The 15,667-nt window shown below is 35.6% G+C and carries 14 protein-coding genes and 1 other RNA gene; 2 read left to right on the top strand and 13 right to left on the bottom strand.

The window, feature by feature from the left end; genetic code table 11:
- Positions 1–5: 5 nt before the first annotated feature.
- The 7 genes from HNR27_RS11110 to HNR27_RS11080 form a co-directional block, all read right to left on the bottom strand.
- Complete coding sequence (locus tag HNR27_RS11110; protein WP_429339772.1) at positions 6–1,142, bottom strand: THUMP domain-containing class I SAM-dependent RNA methyltransferase; 1,137 nt, start codon at positions 1,140–1,142, stop codon at positions 6–8.
- A gap of 125 nt (positions 1,143–1,267) precedes the next feature.
- Positions 1,268–1,645, bottom strand: an RNA gene (rnpB, locus tag HNR27_RS11105) — RNase P RNA component class B.
- 68 nt (positions 1,646–1,713) lie between these two features.
- On the bottom strand, positions 1,714–2,022 hold the full coding sequence (gene gpsB / locus HNR27_RS11100; RefSeq protein ID WP_212921889.1) for a cell division regulator GpsB: 309 nt from the start codon (positions 2,020–2,022) through the stop codon (positions 1,714–1,716).
- A gap of 155 nt (positions 2,023–2,177) precedes the next feature.
- On the bottom strand, positions 2,178–2,576 hold the full coding sequence (locus HNR27_RS11095; RefSeq protein WP_429339771.1) for a cytidine deaminase: 399 nt from the start codon (positions 2,574–2,576) through the stop codon (positions 2,178–2,180).
- A gap of 73 nt (positions 2,577–2,649) precedes the next feature.
- Positions 2,650–3,006: a DUF1798 family protein gene (locus tag HNR27_RS11090; protein WP_429339770.1), complete on the bottom strand. Its 357-nt coding sequence runs from the start codon at positions 3,004–3,006 to the stop codon at positions 2,650–2,652.
- Positions 3,007–3,099: 93 nt separating this feature from the next.
- On the bottom strand, positions 3,100–3,309 hold the full coding sequence (locus HNR27_RS11085; RefSeq protein WP_212921891.1) for a hypothetical protein: 210 nt from the start codon (positions 3,307–3,309) through the stop codon (positions 3,100–3,102).
- 370 nt (positions 3,310–3,679) lie between these two features.
- Positions 3,680–4,627 carry a DUF2515 family protein gene (locus tag HNR27_RS11080; RefSeq protein ID WP_429339769.1) on the bottom strand — a complete coding sequence of 316 codons (948 nt, stop codon included), beginning with the start codon at positions 4,625–4,627 and terminating at the stop codon, positions 3,680–3,682.
- A gap of 95 nt (positions 4,628–4,722) precedes the next feature.
- On the opposite strand from HNR27_RS11080, the gene recU reads away from it, so the two are divergent.
- Both recU and HNR27_RS11070 read left to right on the top strand, forming a co-directional pair.
- Positions 4,723–5,298: a Holliday junction resolvase RecU gene (recU, locus tag HNR27_RS11075; RefSeq protein WP_429339768.1), complete on the top strand. Its 576-nt coding sequence runs from the start codon at positions 4,723–4,725 to the stop codon at positions 5,296–5,298.
- A gap of 17 nt (positions 5,299–5,315) precedes the next feature.
- Positions 5,316–7,997 (top strand): transglycosylase domain-containing protein, encoded by a 2,682-nt coding sequence (locus HNR27_RS11070; RefSeq protein WP_429339767.1) that lies wholly within the window; start codon positions 5,316–5,318, stop codon positions 7,995–7,997.
- Positions 7,998–8,049: 52 nt separating this feature from the next.
- Here HNR27_RS11070 and nth read toward each other — a convergent pair whose 3' ends face one another.
- The 6 genes from nth to dinG all read right to left on the bottom strand — a co-directional run bounded on the left by nth (position 8,050) and on the right by dinG (position 15,663).
- Positions 8,050–8,697: an endonuclease III gene (gene nth / locus HNR27_RS11065; protein WP_429339766.1), complete on the bottom strand. Its 648-nt coding sequence runs from the start codon at positions 8,695–8,697 to the stop codon at positions 8,050–8,052.
- Positions 8,697–9,383 carry a DnaD domain protein gene (locus HNR27_RS11060; RefSeq protein ID WP_429339765.1) on the bottom strand — a complete coding sequence of 229 codons (687 nt, stop codon included), beginning with the start codon at positions 9,381–9,383 and terminating at the stop codon, positions 8,697–8,699. Before HNR27_RS11060 ends, nth begins: the two co-directional genes overlap by 1 nt.
- A gap of 101 nt (positions 9,384–9,484) precedes the next feature.
- Complete coding sequence (gene asnS, locus HNR27_RS11055; protein ID WP_429339764.1) at positions 9,485–10,777, bottom strand: asparagine--tRNA ligase; 1,293 nt, start codon at positions 10,775–10,777, stop codon at positions 9,485–9,487.
- Positions 10,778–10,834: 57 nt separating this feature from the next.
- Entirely contained in the window at positions 10,835–12,019 is a 1,185-nt protein-coding gene (locus HNR27_RS11050; protein ID WP_429339763.1) for a pyridoxal phosphate-dependent aminotransferase, read from the bottom strand.
- 14 nt (positions 12,020–12,033) lie between these two features.
- Complete coding sequence (locus HNR27_RS11045) at positions 12,034–12,576, bottom strand: cell wall elongation regulator TseB-like domain-containing protein (protein WP_429339762.1); 543 nt, start codon at positions 12,574–12,576, stop codon at positions 12,034–12,036.
- A 291-nt stretch (positions 12,577–12,867) separates the two neighbouring features.
- Complete coding sequence (gene dinG / locus HNR27_RS11040; RefSeq protein ID WP_429339818.1) at positions 12,868–15,663, bottom strand: ATP-dependent DNA helicase DinG; 2,796 nt, start codon at positions 15,661–15,663, stop codon at positions 12,868–12,870.
- Between the last annotated feature and the right edge of the window lie 4 nt (positions 15,664–15,667).

Here is a 15,667-nt window from a genome sequence, read left to right as displayed (position 1 = left end):
CTTATTCACTCCCCTATTTTCTTGCCGAAATACTGATAATAATCAGTCTTGATAAAACCATTAAATAACTTACGCTTCTTAGTTGCTTTTTGACCATAATATTTTTCAAACTCTTCAAACGCTGTTAGTATATAAACACTCCATGAAGGATGTTTCTTCATAATGTTTCCGAATTCTTGATAGATCTGTATAACTGTTTCTTGATCACCCAATCGTTGTCCATATGGTGGATTTCCGATAATATATCCATTGTCATTTCTAATGGACAAATCGCTAATTTGCATCTGTTTCCAAGTGATTAGCTCTCCTAGTCCTGCTTCTAAACTATTCTCTTTAGCGACGGTAATCATTTTATGGTCGATATCGCTGCCAATAATCTCTAGCTTTTCATCGTATTTCGCTAAATCCTCCGCTTCTAGGAAAGCCTCTTCCCAATATTTTGGGCGAATAAACTTCCAATTTTCAGAATCGAATTCGCGGTTAAATCCAGGTGCAATATTTTGCCCGATTAATGCCGCTTCAATTGCAATGGTTCCAGAACCACAAAATGGATCTATTAATGTATATTCTGGTTGCCAATTGGTTAATAGTACTAAAGCTGCAGCCATGGTTTCCTTAAGTGGAGCCTCCCCTTGACCAACTCGATAACCTCTTTTATGTAAACCAACACCTGACGTATCAATAGTCAACAATGCCATATCTTTAAGTATAGATACTTCTACTTTATACATGTCACCTGTCTCTGGCATTTTTGAAGCCATTCCATACTTAATTTTTAAACGTTCGGCGATAGACTTCTTCACAATCTTTTGGCAATCTGGAACACTATGTAAAGTTGATTTAACTGATTTCCCGGAAACAGGAAACTGTCCATCCTCACTTATGTAATTTTCCCACGGTAATGCTTTTGTACCTTCGAATAATTCATCAAATGTTGTTGCTTTAAATTCCCCTACGACCAATTTTATCCGATCTGCAGTCCTTAGCCAAAGATTACATCTAGGGATTGCTGAAATTGGGGCATCAAAAATTACTTTACCATTATCTACTTGTACTTCATAACCTAAATTACGTACTTCGTTTGCAACAACTGCCTCTAACCCCATAGCAGCTGTAGCAATCAATTTGATTTTCTGAGCCATCGATAAATTCCCTTCAAATGGTTTTTAAACAACAATAGTTTACCACACCAAGAAAAATAAAATAACCTTTCTGCATTATATAATACAGAAAGGTTATGTTCCAATCCTTGTAAGACCATTAAATACTCGATAAGCCATGTTCTGTCCCATTTGTACTACTAACGGTGGTCGGCCTCGTACACAGGGTGTAATCATCTATCTACAGGCAGTAACCTGTCCCTCGTTCGGTTCATTTCCCTACTAAAGGATGCCCCTACCATTATTTGGGTTGCTCACTCGTGGGGTTTACCGCGTTCCACCTAAAGTGTTTCCACTTTAGCTACGTCACTGTGGCACTTTCAAGGATATAATTCCATATCGTATGACTTAGGAACTTCACCTGCCGTTAACCAAAATAGGTTACCTTGACTTATGAATTCATCAAGCACGAACACTACAAACATCTCAGTTTGTGTGAGCATGGACTTTCCTCTACATGAATCATGCAGCGATTACATGAGTATTTAATTATTAACTATCCTATATTCTAACATAAACTTATTTGTTTTTCATTGGTAAAAAAAGTTAGAAACTAGGAATCTGCATTGGCATATTTACTGCCAAAAACTGCCTTTTCTAAATTTGAAAGTCGCTTTAAAACATCATAGTTAACCTGTGGTGCTCCACTTGCTGATCTAGTTTTCACTTGATTTTCACTCGATTTTTTCAAACGAATAATTTCCTGTTTCAATCGATCAATCTCTTGTGTAAAAGCTTCGTAATCTTGAATAACGATGTCTAGAAATTCATCAACTTCCTCTTGGTTATAACCTCTCATAGCGGTTTTAAAATCTTTTTCTAAAATATCCTTGCCACTAAGTTTAATTTGATTTCCATTCACTCAGTTTCACCTCATTTATTTCATCTGTACTTGATGTCATTAGTTATTATTATTTCATGTTATTTAACTATATGTACGAGTCTCCTTTTTTATTATAGCAAAAAAGTAAGAAGCTGAACACTCAGTCCTCTTACTTTTCTTTCGTTTGCTATGTATTACTTTTCCATATCAGATTTTTTAAATGAGAATGGAAGTAATTCATCCATTGTAGTCGACAATGTGTTTATTCGTAAATTTGTCAGATGAATTACCATATCAGGATCAAAAAACTCACTCATTACTTGTCGACATGAACCACAAGGTGGTACTGGTCGTTCTGTATCTGCCACAACGGCCATCTCTACAAAATCAGTTTCCCCTTCTGATATAGCTTTAAAGATTGCTACACGTTCAGCACATAAAGAAACAGGAAAAGCTGCATTTTCAATATTACATCCTGTATAAATTTTCCCAGATTTAGTTAATAAAGCCGCTCCAACAGGAAAATTTGAATAAGGTACGTAAGCCTGTTCTCTCATTTCTATAGCTTTATCTATAAGAACTTTTTTAGACAAAACCTCATCCCCTTCATTAAGTGTGGAAGCTAATTATAGTAAAAGTTGCAAAAAATGTAAAGATAGATGAGTATTAAGACTCTATTGCACGTAAAAGTTGATCCAAAACATAAAGAACAGATTGATTTAATTCCATGTATCTTCTTCTTCTAACATCAATGTAGTAGCTATGCATTAATAAAAGCTCCATATTTTCTTTAGTCGATACAATTTGATTTGGATGTACACTGATCTTATTCTCTTTTATGAATTTTAAAGCAAGTTCTTGCCAAATCTCCAACAAATCATAAATGGGTGATGTCTTTTTCTTTACCATAACAAAGAATTCTTTGTCTCTACGGTCTTCTGGTGGATTATTTTCTTCAAATACCTGCTTTAAATCTTGAAGATACTTTTTAAGCTGTATGGTATATTCGGTTAATTCCATCATGATTCCTCAATTCTTTCATTCTATAGTAATAATGTACCATTTCTTTTCTAATATTTGCATCAATATGAACTTGAGGAAAAAATAAAAAAAGCTTCATTTAACATGAAGCTCGCGTACGAATACTGTTGCTTGTTCAATTGCTTTCTTCTGATTAAGAAAGGAAAGCTGCACTTCCTCATCAATTTTTAAAGTAAGTTTTTGTTCTGCCAAACGTGCTCTGTCTCCAATAACATGTAATGCGGCTTCAAAATCCTTTCGCGCCACTCCGTTTTGAATATTATCTTTTCTCAAAGCAAGACCCATATCATCACTCCTACTATCATTTAATAGCTTAATTCTATAGCTATCTCACCATCTCCTGCCCCTTCGACAAAAGTAGTTGCTAATATACAAAAGTAGTGGATAAACTCATTTTTTTTTACTTTTAAGACAAACTAAGCAAAAAAGGAGGTTTTATTATGAAAGACAAACAGAAAAACAAACAAAAAGAAGTACTTAATGGAAAACCATTAAAATCTGGAGATAAAAAGCTCAATGGCCCTAACCGTCCTTCTACTTAAGTTAGAAAGCAAGAACACTTGTAACTAAAATTTAAGTATTTATACAAAAGCTTACCGTTTCAGAAGTTACGTATTACTTAAAGGATTTGCATTTTCAGCAAATCCTATTTTCATTAAAATAACTTTTTCATGTGATAATAAGCAAATACCATATTCCTTTTCCGATAATATGACTTTCCAATTTCAATAGGCTCTTCGGTAAGGGAAAGAGGCCATTTATTTCTTATCCCCCTTAATTCCAGCCAGTCGTTACGTATAATATCTTGGTGGTCGATAATAGGATAAATTGTCCTTAATAATGGGCTTTTAGGGAAATGATAATAGGTGTATTTTTCATAATCGTATCTACTTCCTGTGTGTTCAACAAAACGGATAAAATCCAGGATTTCTTTATGTATGCCCGGATGAAATAATTGGGATGCTAGTCTTTTACCTAATGTGATACGATTTGTAAGATTGGTAAATCCACGAACATACCCACCATAGATTTTCCCATTTAAAGTAGGGAGAAGAACTGCATTTAACATGATATAATTTTGTAATTGATACGGTACCGATAAAAAGACCTTCTTTTTAAAAAAGGGTTGCGCGATAACAGGCTTTTGAATAACATTTTGTTCATTAATAATCAGCGAAGTCATTAATCGATTCCTATCTTTATTTTTCCAAAAATAATTCCATTCCTGAATCATAAAATTAGATACCTGTATTTCACTTAGGAGATGAAATAATGGCCTGTTCTGGCGAAGAGATATTTCATATAGTATGAGCTGTGGGTATGCATCTGAAAATATAAGCCAATTTGCTCGCTCGTAGGTCATAAATAGACGCATTCGCTGGTGTTCTCCCAGTATCTCTTTGTATGGGGTTAAATATAAATCAGTCATATTCCAACCTGCATTTCTTGAGACAATACTTGCAAGAAGTGCCCATTTTATTTCTGGGTACTTAAAATAAAAACGCTGATAAGCTTTTGTCCTAGAAATGTTGTCTATATTATGCTTCCTTGTTTTATTTATTATATAATAGATGTAATCCTCAGTATTCCTAATCATATTCATTGATAAATCCTGCCTATTCTATGAATTTATGAGATTATAGTTACCATGCAGGCATTTTTCTGTTATGATACTGTATTATGCTAGGAGGCATAACCATGAATTATCCGAATGGAAAACGAGCAGTTAAAAGCAGCCCAATGAATCACTCATTTTCAAATCGAGGAATGACACTGGAAGAGGATATTAATAGCACCAACCAGTATTATTTAGATATGGATCTAGCAGTGATACACAAAAAGCCAACACCTGTACAAATTGTAAAAGTAAATTATCCAAAAAGAAGTGCTGCTGTTATAACTGAAGCTTATTTTAAACAGGCATCAACTACGGATTATAATGGCATATATCGAAATCGATACGTCGATTTTGAAGCAAAAGAAACAAAAAACAAAACATCTTTTCCACTAGCTAATATTCACGACCATCAAATAAACCATATGGAATCTGTAGTAAAGCATGGTGGAATCTGCTTTATGATTATACGGTTTTCATTTTATAGTGAAACATATCTTCTAGAAGCAAAAGAATTACTGCCCTATTGGTATGAAAAAGAGGCAGATGGTAGAAAATCAATACCATACATTGATATCAAGCTTAAAGGCCATGAAATACCTTTTAAATATCAAACAAGAGTTGATTACTTAACAATAATTGATCAGCTTTATTTCTAGATTGGAGGTAGTGAGAAATGGCAGAAAACAGCCAAAGTCGCACTGCACGACGAAAACAAAAAAAGGCCAAAAAGAAACCTACTTGGAAAAAAATAATAAAAATATTCTTTATCATATGTTTAATTATTGGACTTGGAGTAGCTGGGTTATTTACTTATTATATTGCCACAGCTCCTGATCTTGATACGTCGAAATTAACAGATCCACTTTCTTCTAAAGTTTATGATCAAGATGGTGAATTGATTGCTGACTTAGGAGACATTAAACGAACAAAAATTACCTTTGATGACTTACCTGAGAAATTAATTAATGCCGTTACTGCTACAGAGGATGCGAGATTTTTTAAACATCCTGGTATTGATATCAGACGTATTGGTGGAGCAATTATAGGTAATGTTCGAAATGGATTTGGATCAGAAGGTGCTAGTACGATTACACAACAGGTGGTAGAAGGATACTTCCTTTCGAATGAAAAGAAAATCAAATTAAAAGTACAGGAACAATGGCTCGCATTGAAATTAGAAAAGAAATATTCGAAAGAACAAATCCTTGAAATGTATCTTAATAAAATTTATTACGGAGCTGGTGCATACGGTGTAGCTAAAGCTGCAGAAACGTATTTTGGTAAAACTGATTTACATGATTTAACATTAGCAGAGGCTGCTATCCTAGCTGGATTACCACAGCGTCCATCGGCATACGATCCATTTAAAAATCCTGATTTAACAAAGGAAAGAATGAAAACAGTATTAACTTTAATGGTACGTCATAACAAAATAACACAGGCTGAAGCGGATGAAGCACTTAAGACTGATATCCCTTCCCTTCTGGTAAAAGAAAAACCTGATCCTAAGCCGTATGATGCCTTCATTCAACAGGTTCAGAGAGAGGTTGAACAAAAGCTTGAAGGTGCCGATATTTATACTGATGGTCTGCAAATCTATACTACGTTAGATAAGGATGCACAAGATCATGTAGAATTTTTACTTTCTGATGACGCTAATAATCCTGTTGCATACCCGAATGATGACCTACATGCTGGTATGGTAGTCCTAGATTCAAAAACAGGAGCAATTCTTGCTATTGGTGGAGATAGGAATTATAAGAATGGCTTTAATTACGCAATACAAGGTGGAAACCAGGCAGGTTCAACCTTTAAACCAATTGTTGCTTATGGTCCTGCTATTGAATACAATAAAATGTCCACCTATCAGCAAATAAATGATGATAAGCCGTACGAAATTGCTGGAAGTAATGGGCAAGTAATTCGAAACTGGAACCGTACTTACCAAGGTTGGATGACTGCGCGATATGCGCTTCAAGAATCACTAAACGTACCTGCTGTAAAGACCTTAGTGGATGTTGGTTATGATAAATCACAGCAATTCGCGAATAATCTTGGTATTGAATTTGTTGATGGGAAACCAAAATTAACTGATGCTATTGGTGGTGCAGACACTACTGTAAACCCACTTCAATTAGCGGGGGCATATCAAGCATTTGCCAATGAAGGTATACGTAATGAGCCATATGCAGTCTCTAAGGTTGTCTTCCCTAACGATCAGACGGTGGATTTAACACCAGAGCCTAAGGTTGCCATGTCAGATTATACTGCGTTTATGATAACGGATATGTTAAAAACCGCTTTATCTCAAGGTTCATCAGGTGGCCCTGCAAGAATACCTGGTCTACCTGTAGCAGCTAAAACAGGTACAACTAACTTAAAGGATGTCGAAGGTGTTAAAGACTCTTGGATTGCCGGTTATACAACCAACTACACCATGGCCGTTTGGGTAGGATATGATAAAGACAAACGAACTATGAATAGTGAAAAATATGTGGCACATGCCCTATTCAAACAAACAATGAGTGAACTATCCAAGGGTGTTGAGACTGCAGACTATAAGATGCCAGATTCTGTAGTAAAGGTTAAAGTAGAAAAAGGATCTAATCCTGCTGCTTTACCTAGTGAATATACGCCTGATTCTCAAATAGTAACAGAACTGTTTGTAAAAGGAACAGAACCTAAAAAATCATCTGAGAAATACGATAAGCTAGACCCTGTATCCGGTTTGAAGGCAGATTACCAAAAAGAAAAAAATGCAATAAAAGTTGAATGGAAATATGACTCTGATAAAGATGTCTCGTTCGAAGTTGCTGCTAGTGTAGATGGTGGTGCGATGAAAGTCCTATCCACAACCGATGATAAAAAGATTGATATCACAGAGGTAAGCGGTGATTCAAACTATACGATTCAGGTTATAGCATTCTTAAAGGATGATGATAAAGTTCGTAGTGAACCACAAACAGTTACCGTTAATATTAAAGAGGAAGAACCAGAAACTCCAATTAAACCAGTAGATAATTTATCTGCTGTATACGATCCTAATAAGTCCATCATTGATGTATCATGGGGCTATAATGGACCTCCTGCTTCCTATGAAGTAAGAGTAGAGGGCCCACAAGGTGGTACACAGATGGTTTATTCAAAGGGTATTGAAATAAGTGGTAACTTTGAACCTGGTCAAAGCTATACGATCTATGTTACCGCTATAGGTAAGAATGGTGCAAACCAAGGTAGTCGTAGTGAAACACGTCAGGTAACACTTCAAATACCAGGTAACCAAAATACCGAACCAGATCCTGGAGATGAAACTGATACAAGTCCTCCTAGTGATGATGAAAATGAAGAATCATAAATAAAAGCTATCAACATTAGGTTTTTCCTAATGTTGATAGCTTTTTTCTTATCTATCTTTCTTTCATTCTCTTTTGCCCTTCTCGACAAATATCAAGTAATGGACACTCTGGACAGTTGGGATTTTTTGCTTTACAATGGTAGCGTCCGAAGAAAATTAAGCGGTGATGTGTAACACTCCACTCTTCCATAGGTACTTTCTTCATGAGGGTCTCTTCCACTTCTAATACAGAGTCTTTCCATTTACATATACCTAGTCGTTTTGAGACTCTTTCGACATGCGTATCAACTGCAATTGCTGGTTCTCCAAAGGCAACTGAAGCAACTACATTTGCAGTCTTCCTTCCTACCCCAGCTAATTTGATCAGTTCTTCTTTTGAGTGCGGAACCTCGCCTCCGTATTCCTCTATGAGAGACTTACAAAGCTTTTGAATGTTTTTAGCTTTATTGCGAAATAAACCGATTGACTTAATATCATTTTGTAATTCTTCTAGCGGTACTTTGAGGTAATCTTCTGGTGTTTGATATTTTTTAAACAAATCCTTAGTTACCTTATTGACTAGTGCATCGGTGCATTGTGCCGATAATACTACCGCTATCACTAATTCAAATGGATTAGCATGCTCTAATTCACATTCTGCGTTAGGAAACATCTTAGCTATTTCATCTAAACAATATCTAATTTGCTTCTTGTTTAACATTATTCCTCTCCCTCTAGCCAATTGTAATAAAAGGAAGTGTCCCTTTTCTTCGTTGTCGTATTTGTATATTTCGTTGCTTGATGATCATGAAACTTTTTCGTGGCTTCTCTAGCCTGTTCAACTGTATGTATCCCCTTCTTTTTCCATTCCCTAAGAATTCGATCCATATATTTGAAATTCAGCTTTCCCATTAGTACAGATTCACGTAATGCTGCTTTTATTAATGCAGGTGAAAGTTTGTCTTCATCTAGCCATAGGTTAACGGTCTCGATCTCAAAGGGTGATAACGGTCTTCCGAATTCCTGTTCAAACAGAATAAATAAAGAACCGTCTTCGTTTTGAATCCTCTCTTCCTTCATAGGTTCAAATAACTTCTCCCATAATGGTTCAAGTGAATATGCCTCACTCCATTGTTCTTGACTATTTTCCTGCCGCTCTATTTTTAAGAAGCCCTTCTGAATTAATTTTCTTAGTAATCGCGAACACGTTTGTTCATCTATTGTTAACATGCTCGTCAATTCTTGCAAAGTTGGGAAATAATTCCCATTAGAGATAGATCGATGTATCTGAATGAGTAGTACTAATTCTTTCTCATCCAATCCTAATTTATTATACTTTTGTAGTAATAAATTAGGAATGACAACCTGATTGGTTAATATATGTTGAAATGGTAATGAATTTGTCATGTAATTGCACCTCAATACTAGTATAGCATGTCCAATGGATTCTTGGCTTAAAAAGAAGGCTGTCTCGTTACTACTGAGACAGCCAGTTTTTAGAAAAGTTATTAAGGATATAAGCGATTTAATAATCTTGGGAATGGAATAGTTTCACGAACATGTTCAACACCAGAAATCCATGCAACTGTTCGTTCTAGTCCTAAACCAAATCCAGAATGAGGAACACTTCCATATTTCCTTAATTCTAGATACCATTCATATGCTGGACCAGTTAAACCATGCTCCTCATATCGCTGTTTCATAAGATCTAAATCATTAATTCTCTCGGAGCCACCAATAATTTCTCCATAACCCTCAGGTGCAATTAAATCTGCACAGAGTACAACCTCTTCACGATTAGGATCCGGCTTCATATAAAATGCTTTAATTTTTGCCGGATAATTCGTAATAAATACTGGTTTATCAAAGCTCTCAGCTATTGCAGTTTCATGTGGGGCACCGAAATCTTCTCCCCATTCAATATCTGTGAATCCTTTATCTTTTAATAATTGAATGGCGTCATCATAAGAGATACGTGGGAATGGCGCTTTTACCTTTTCAAGCTTTGTAATGTCTCTCTCTAAAATGCCAAGCTCTAATTGGCAATTCTTAAGGACAGATTGAACAACATAACTAACATAATTCTCTTGAATTTGTAAGCTCTCTTCATGTTCTACAAATGCCATTTCCGGTTCAATCATCCAGAATTCAATTAAATGTCGGCGTGTTTTTGATTTTTCAGCACGGAATGTTGGACCAAAAGAAAATACTTTCCCAAAGGCCATCGCTGCCGCTTCCATATATAGCTGTCCACTTTGAGATAGATAAGCATCTTCATCAAAGTATTTCGTATGGAATAGCTCAGTTGTTCCTTCAGCCGAAGCACCGGTTAAAATTGGTGGGTCAATCTTTACATAGCCATTTTCATTAAAGAACTCATAAGTGGAACGAATAATTTCATTACGAATTTTCATTATGGCATGCTGTTTTTTGGAACGTAACCATAAATGACGATGATCCATTAAGAATTCTGTACCATGTTCTTTAGGTGTAATTGGATAATCGACTGACTCGTGAATTAGTTCTATATTGGATACTTGCATTTCATAGCCAAATTTTGAACGAGTATCTTCTACAATTGTTCCTGTTATGTACATAGAAGATTCTTGCGTCATGTTCTTAGCAAGCTGGAATATCTCCTCACTTACATCATTTTTCGCAACAACTGCTTGAATAAAACCAGTCCCATCACGTAATTGTAAAAATGCAATTTTACCACTAGAACGCTTGTTTGATAACCAAGCACCAATGGTGACTTCCTTCCCCTGAAATTCAGGTACTTGTGCGATAGTTGTTTTCAAAAAAATTACCTCCAATAGACAAAAATTTGCTAGTATTAAGGGTATTATTTGCTCAGTTTATTTAAGATGTTTTTCAACAAAACGATGAATACGTGATGCCGCTTCTTCGAGTTGTTCCTTAGAAATAGCATAGGAAAGTCGGATAAAATCTGGAGCTCCGAATCCTGATCCTGGTACAACTGCAACTCGTTCCTCATCTAATAGAGCACTCGCCCAATCATCCACATTCTTAAATCCATTCATCTTTGCTGCATTAGCTACGTTCGGAAATAAATAAAATGCTCCTTTAGGCTTTTGACAGGTTATACCTGGAACCTTAATGATTAAATCATATAACGCATCCAGTCTTTCTGCAAATACTTTCCTCATTTCCATGGTTGGATCAACTTCTGCTTGATATGCAGCTAATGCGGCGTATTGAGCAATAGAGGTAGGGTTAGAAGTTGAATGAGATGCTAGGTTGGTCATTGCCTTAATTATAGCCGAAGGACCAGCTGCATACCCTATTCTCCACCCTGTCATTGCATGTGACTTAGAGACCCCATTAATAACAATGGTTATCTCCTTTAAATCCGATGATAATCCTGCGATTGAAATATGTCTATCCTCTGAATAAATAAGTTTTTCATATATTTCATCTGAAACAATTAAGATATTGTGCTTTATACAGATTTCACCCAATGCCTCTAACTCGTCCTTCGTGTACATCATCCCTGTTGGATTGCTTGGCGAATTAATAATAATAGCCTTTGTTTTATGTGTGATAACATCTTCTAATTGTTTTGGAGAGATTTTAAATTCATTCTCTTCAAGAGCTGGCACATAAATTGGCGTACCTCCTGCCAGCTTAATTTGTTCTGGGTAGCTAACCCAATATGGGACAGGAACGATTACCTCATCACCTTCATTTAATAACGCTTGAAATAGTGTATATAGTGCATGTTTTGCACCGGAAGTTACTATAATTTCATCCGATTTATATGAAAGATTATTATCACGTTTTAGTTTTTCAATAATAGCTAGCTTTAACTCCTGTATACCGCCGGTTGGAGTGTATTTTGTTTTTCCCGCCTCCATTGCTTTTATAGCAGCATCTATGATGTAATCGGGAGTATTGAAATCTGGTTCACCCGCTCCTAGCCCGATTACGTCAAAACCATTTTGCTTTAGCTCATTGGCTTTCGCTGTTATAGCTAAAGTAGTTGAAGGTGTTAATGTTTGTACTCGTTTTGCAATATCCATTACGAAATCACCTCTTATTGGAACATTTTCTTAAAACGAAATTCCTCATACTGAGAACCATCATAAATGGAAACATATTCTAATACATAGCGATTTGCTTCATCCTGATAACTTATTTCCCATAATGGGGTATCCTTTAATATTGCAGGAACTATTTTGATGAGACTACAGTTTTTACAGCCCTGCTGCCAGTTTTGCATTACCTCATCAGACGAAATGGTTTCATCTTCGTTCACTATCGTAATTTTTTGTTCCTTGTCATCAGGTACAAATGCAATTTGTGTTACCTTATCGTCTGTCTTACCGTAAATTACATGATAACCACTCTCACCAAAGAACCTAGACGTTTTTAAAATATCAATAATAGAGCTTTCTTGAATGACTCTCTGTTCAGCCACTTGGAAGCCTGCAGTTTTGCCGTCCTGTATTTGGTTATATAAGACGATTAAAAAAATTATAACAGCAAGAAACAATATCAGTAAAATAAGTAATATCCATTTAACTACCGAGGGTAACTCAAACGATCGTTTATTCATAAAAAGTTGTTTTCGAGCCAACTTCTATTCTCTCCATATCCATTTATATAGTTTTAATTTTGCTTGTAGCATCATCATAAACCCTCCGAATTCAGCTATACATTTAATTTACTGTTATAATTATCAATTATTACTAAACATAGATACCAGCTATACGTCTATACTATAAGTAAAGTTGAACTTAAATAAGATGAAACACATACATTATACCAAGCAATTCTTGATTTTTGTTTTGTTTTTATTTATTTCAACCAAAAATTTCTAAACACCATACCATCCTGCTTACTGATGCTCTTTGCATCAGTATTTTTTTTAGAACCAATCGAGCGCTTTTTTCATTAGCTCTGAAGTTGAATTGAAAGCAATAGGTACTTGTGGTATAGATTCAGTGAAATACTTCCCATAGCGAGATTTTATTATTCTTGCGTCACAAATAAATACGATTCCTCTATCATTATTCGATCGAATAAGTCGTCCAAATCCTTGCTTAAATCGAATTACTGCATTCGGTAAAGAAAGATCATAAAAAGCATTCTCTCCAATATTTTTCATTGCTATGGATTTTGCTTCATAAACTGGGTGATTCGGTGGCTGGAATGGTAACCGAACAATCATTAAACATGACAAATCATCTCCAGGAATATCTACACCTTCCCAAAAAGAGCTTGTTCCAAGTAATATGGATTGATCGAAGGTTTGGAAGTTCTTCTTAAGCCTCTCCCTACTACCACTAGAAATACCTTGTGCAATTAAGACATATTTCTCGCTCTCCATTGATTCTTTTAACAAATAATACGATTTCTTAAGCATATCATAAGAGGTAAATAAGACAAGCATCCTCCCACCTGTTATTTCTGCAAGGGATAGAATTGTTTCACAAGTTGCATGAATGAAATCATCTGTATTACCGTAGGTTACATCTGGAAAGTCATTTGGAACCATTACTCTGACCTGATCAACATAAGAGAAAGGAGATGGAATTTTTTGAGTCTCAAGACGATCACTGGAGAGACCTAATCTCTTTTGTATATATTGAAACGAATTTTTCATTGTTAAAGTCGCACTAGTTAAAATAACACTTTCCTTCACATCAAAAAAACACTCCGCTAAAATCGTTGCCACATGTATAGGCTCACTATAGAGATATACAGCATTTTTCGCTCCATATGCCTCAATTTCAATCCACCTAACATCTTTAGTATCATTATCCATTAGGAATAAATGTTCCAGCCCATCAATAAACGATTGTAGTATATCAATTCGAAGCTGTGTTTCCTCGATTGCATTTTTATCCGTTAATGCTTTTGATGTAATGGTCAAAAAATGAATAAGATCACGGAGATAGAAAATTATTCTAGTCGCCATTTCTTTAATGATATTCCAATATCTTTCCTTCTCTTTTCCTTCTTCGAATCGATACTGTATACGACCAACATCACTTAACACCTTTTGATTTCCAGGTTGGTCAAGTACATATTGAAAAATGGTCCGAAAGAAATCATCCATTTCATACTTTGCTAAAGACAACAGGTCATTCCAGCGATCCTTTGGCAATTTTTCCTCAATCGAAGGATTGTTAAAAAGAATTTGATCAAGCCAATTTCCATCTCCGATACTACCTATTTGATTAAGTGCATGTTGCATATTAACATAGTCTAATTTTAGCCCATAATGTTTTGATACTGTTTCCTCCAAATGATGTGCTTCATCAATAATCGCCTTATCATACGAAGGAAGAAATTGATAATCATTAAACATATCCGTGCATAATAAAGCATGGTTGGTAATTATAATGTCAGCAGCTTGAGCTCTTCTCCGTGCCTTCTGATAAAATGAATACTTATACCATGGTGAAGTTGGGTCAGGTCTTCCTTCAGAGTCGGCTGAAATACGCTTATAAAATAACTTACCATGAGATGGTAGATGTAGTTCATCTATATCTCCTGTTTCTGTTTCTAATAACCACACCAGAATCATTGCTTTTGTTAATGCAATATCATAATTATCCTGCTGGTGATTGTGGAGTTCATTAGCAAATTTTTCAACACTTATATAATGTTGCTTACCCTTTAGAAGTGTGACTTTAAAAGGAAAATCGACCAACCTCTTAATTAATGGAATTTCATGCTCCAATAATTGTGATTGTAATTGCGTTGTATAGGTACTGATAACAATTCGCTTATTGGTTCTAACAGCTTCATAAACAGTGGGCAATAAATACGCTAAAGATTTACCTGTCCCCGTTTCCGCTTCAATTAATGCATGCTTCTTCGTTTGAAAGGCATCATAAATATGTTCAGACATTACTCGCTGTCCTACTCGCTTCTCATATTTCTTCATGTTTTGAGCCATTGTACCATCTTCTTCGTACACGGAATCTAAATAATCCCCATAGGATGAAGAAACCGTAATGGCCTCCCTCTTATCAACTAGAACATTACGAAAAGCGAGCCCCTTATGTATAATTATCTCACCTTCATCCACAGCCTGATATGCTAATTCTTCCATACGATTGGAAAATAGCTGAAATAAATCAGACTTTAACACTTTCTCCAATTTTAATAGATGCTCTAATGTTTCATAAGGCAATGTGGATACTTTATGTTTTAATTTAATTAAAAGCTTTGCAGTCACATACGCATCAGACAGAGCACGGTGGGGATTATCGTGTTCTATGCCTAAATAATCGGCTAATATTCCCAGTTTAAAACCAGGTGCCTGAGGGAATAATATCCTCGTTAATTCTACTGTGTCCAATACTGGATTCCCTAAGCTTCTTTTACCGATTGCAGCAAGCTCCGCATTCAAAAACCCTAAATCAAAAGGTACGTTATGGGCTACGAGATAGCTATTTTCAAACATTGCTGTAATTGTATCTGCTATATCAGAGAATGTTGGTGCATCCTTAACATCTTCATCTGTTATTCCAGTTAATCTTGTTATAAAGGGTGGTATATTTATCCCAGGATTGACCATCGTCGAGAATTCCTCTGTAATTTGATCATCCTCAACTACAACGATTCCTACTTCTATGATTTTATCTTGTTTTGCTGCGACATTTCCCGTTGTTTCGAGATCTATTACGACAAAACGATCCAATCCTATCACCACC

This window comes from Ornithinibacillus bavariensis, assembly GCF_050433565.1.
GTDB classification, from domain to species: Bacteria; Bacillota; Bacilli; order Bacillales; family Amphibacillaceae; genus Ornithinibacillus; species Ornithinibacillus bavariensis.
Note: the sequence above shows the minus strand (reverse complement) of the source record. Positions and strands in the feature narration are given on the sequence as shown.

Coding starts and splice junctions, on each gene's coding strand:
- HNR27_RS11110 (WP_429339772.1), bottom strand. CDS start 1,142: ATGGCTCAGAAAATCAAATTGATTGCTACAGCTGCTATGGGGTTAGAG.
- HNR27_RS11090 (WP_429339770.1), bottom strand. CDS start 3,006: ATGATGGAATTAACCGAATATACCATACAGCTTAAAAAGTATCTTCAA.
- HNR27_RS11085 (WP_212921891.1), bottom strand. CDS start 3,309: ATGGGTCTTGCTTTGAGAAAAGATAATATTCAAAACGGAGTGGCGCGA.
- HNR27_RS11080 (WP_429339769.1), bottom strand. CDS start 4,627: ATGAATATGATTAGGAATACTGAGGATTACATCTATTATATAATAAAT.
- recU (WP_429339768.1), top strand. CDS start 4,723: ATGAATTATCCGAATGGAAAACGAGCAGTTAAAAGCAGCCCAATGAAT.
- HNR27_RS11070 (WP_429339767.1), top strand. CDS start 5,316: ATGGCAGAAAACAGCCAAAGTCGCACTGCACGACGAAAACAAAAAAAG.
- nth (WP_429339766.1), bottom strand. CDS start 8,697: ATGTTAAACAAGAAGCAAATTAGATATTGTTTAGATGAAATAGCTAAG.
- HNR27_RS11060 (WP_429339765.1), bottom strand. CDS start 9,383: ATGACAAATTCATTACCATTTCAACATATATTAACCAATCAGGTTGTC.
- HNR27_RS11050 (WP_429339763.1), bottom strand. CDS start 12,019: ATGGATATTGCAAAACGAGTACAAACATTAACACCTTCAACTACTTTA.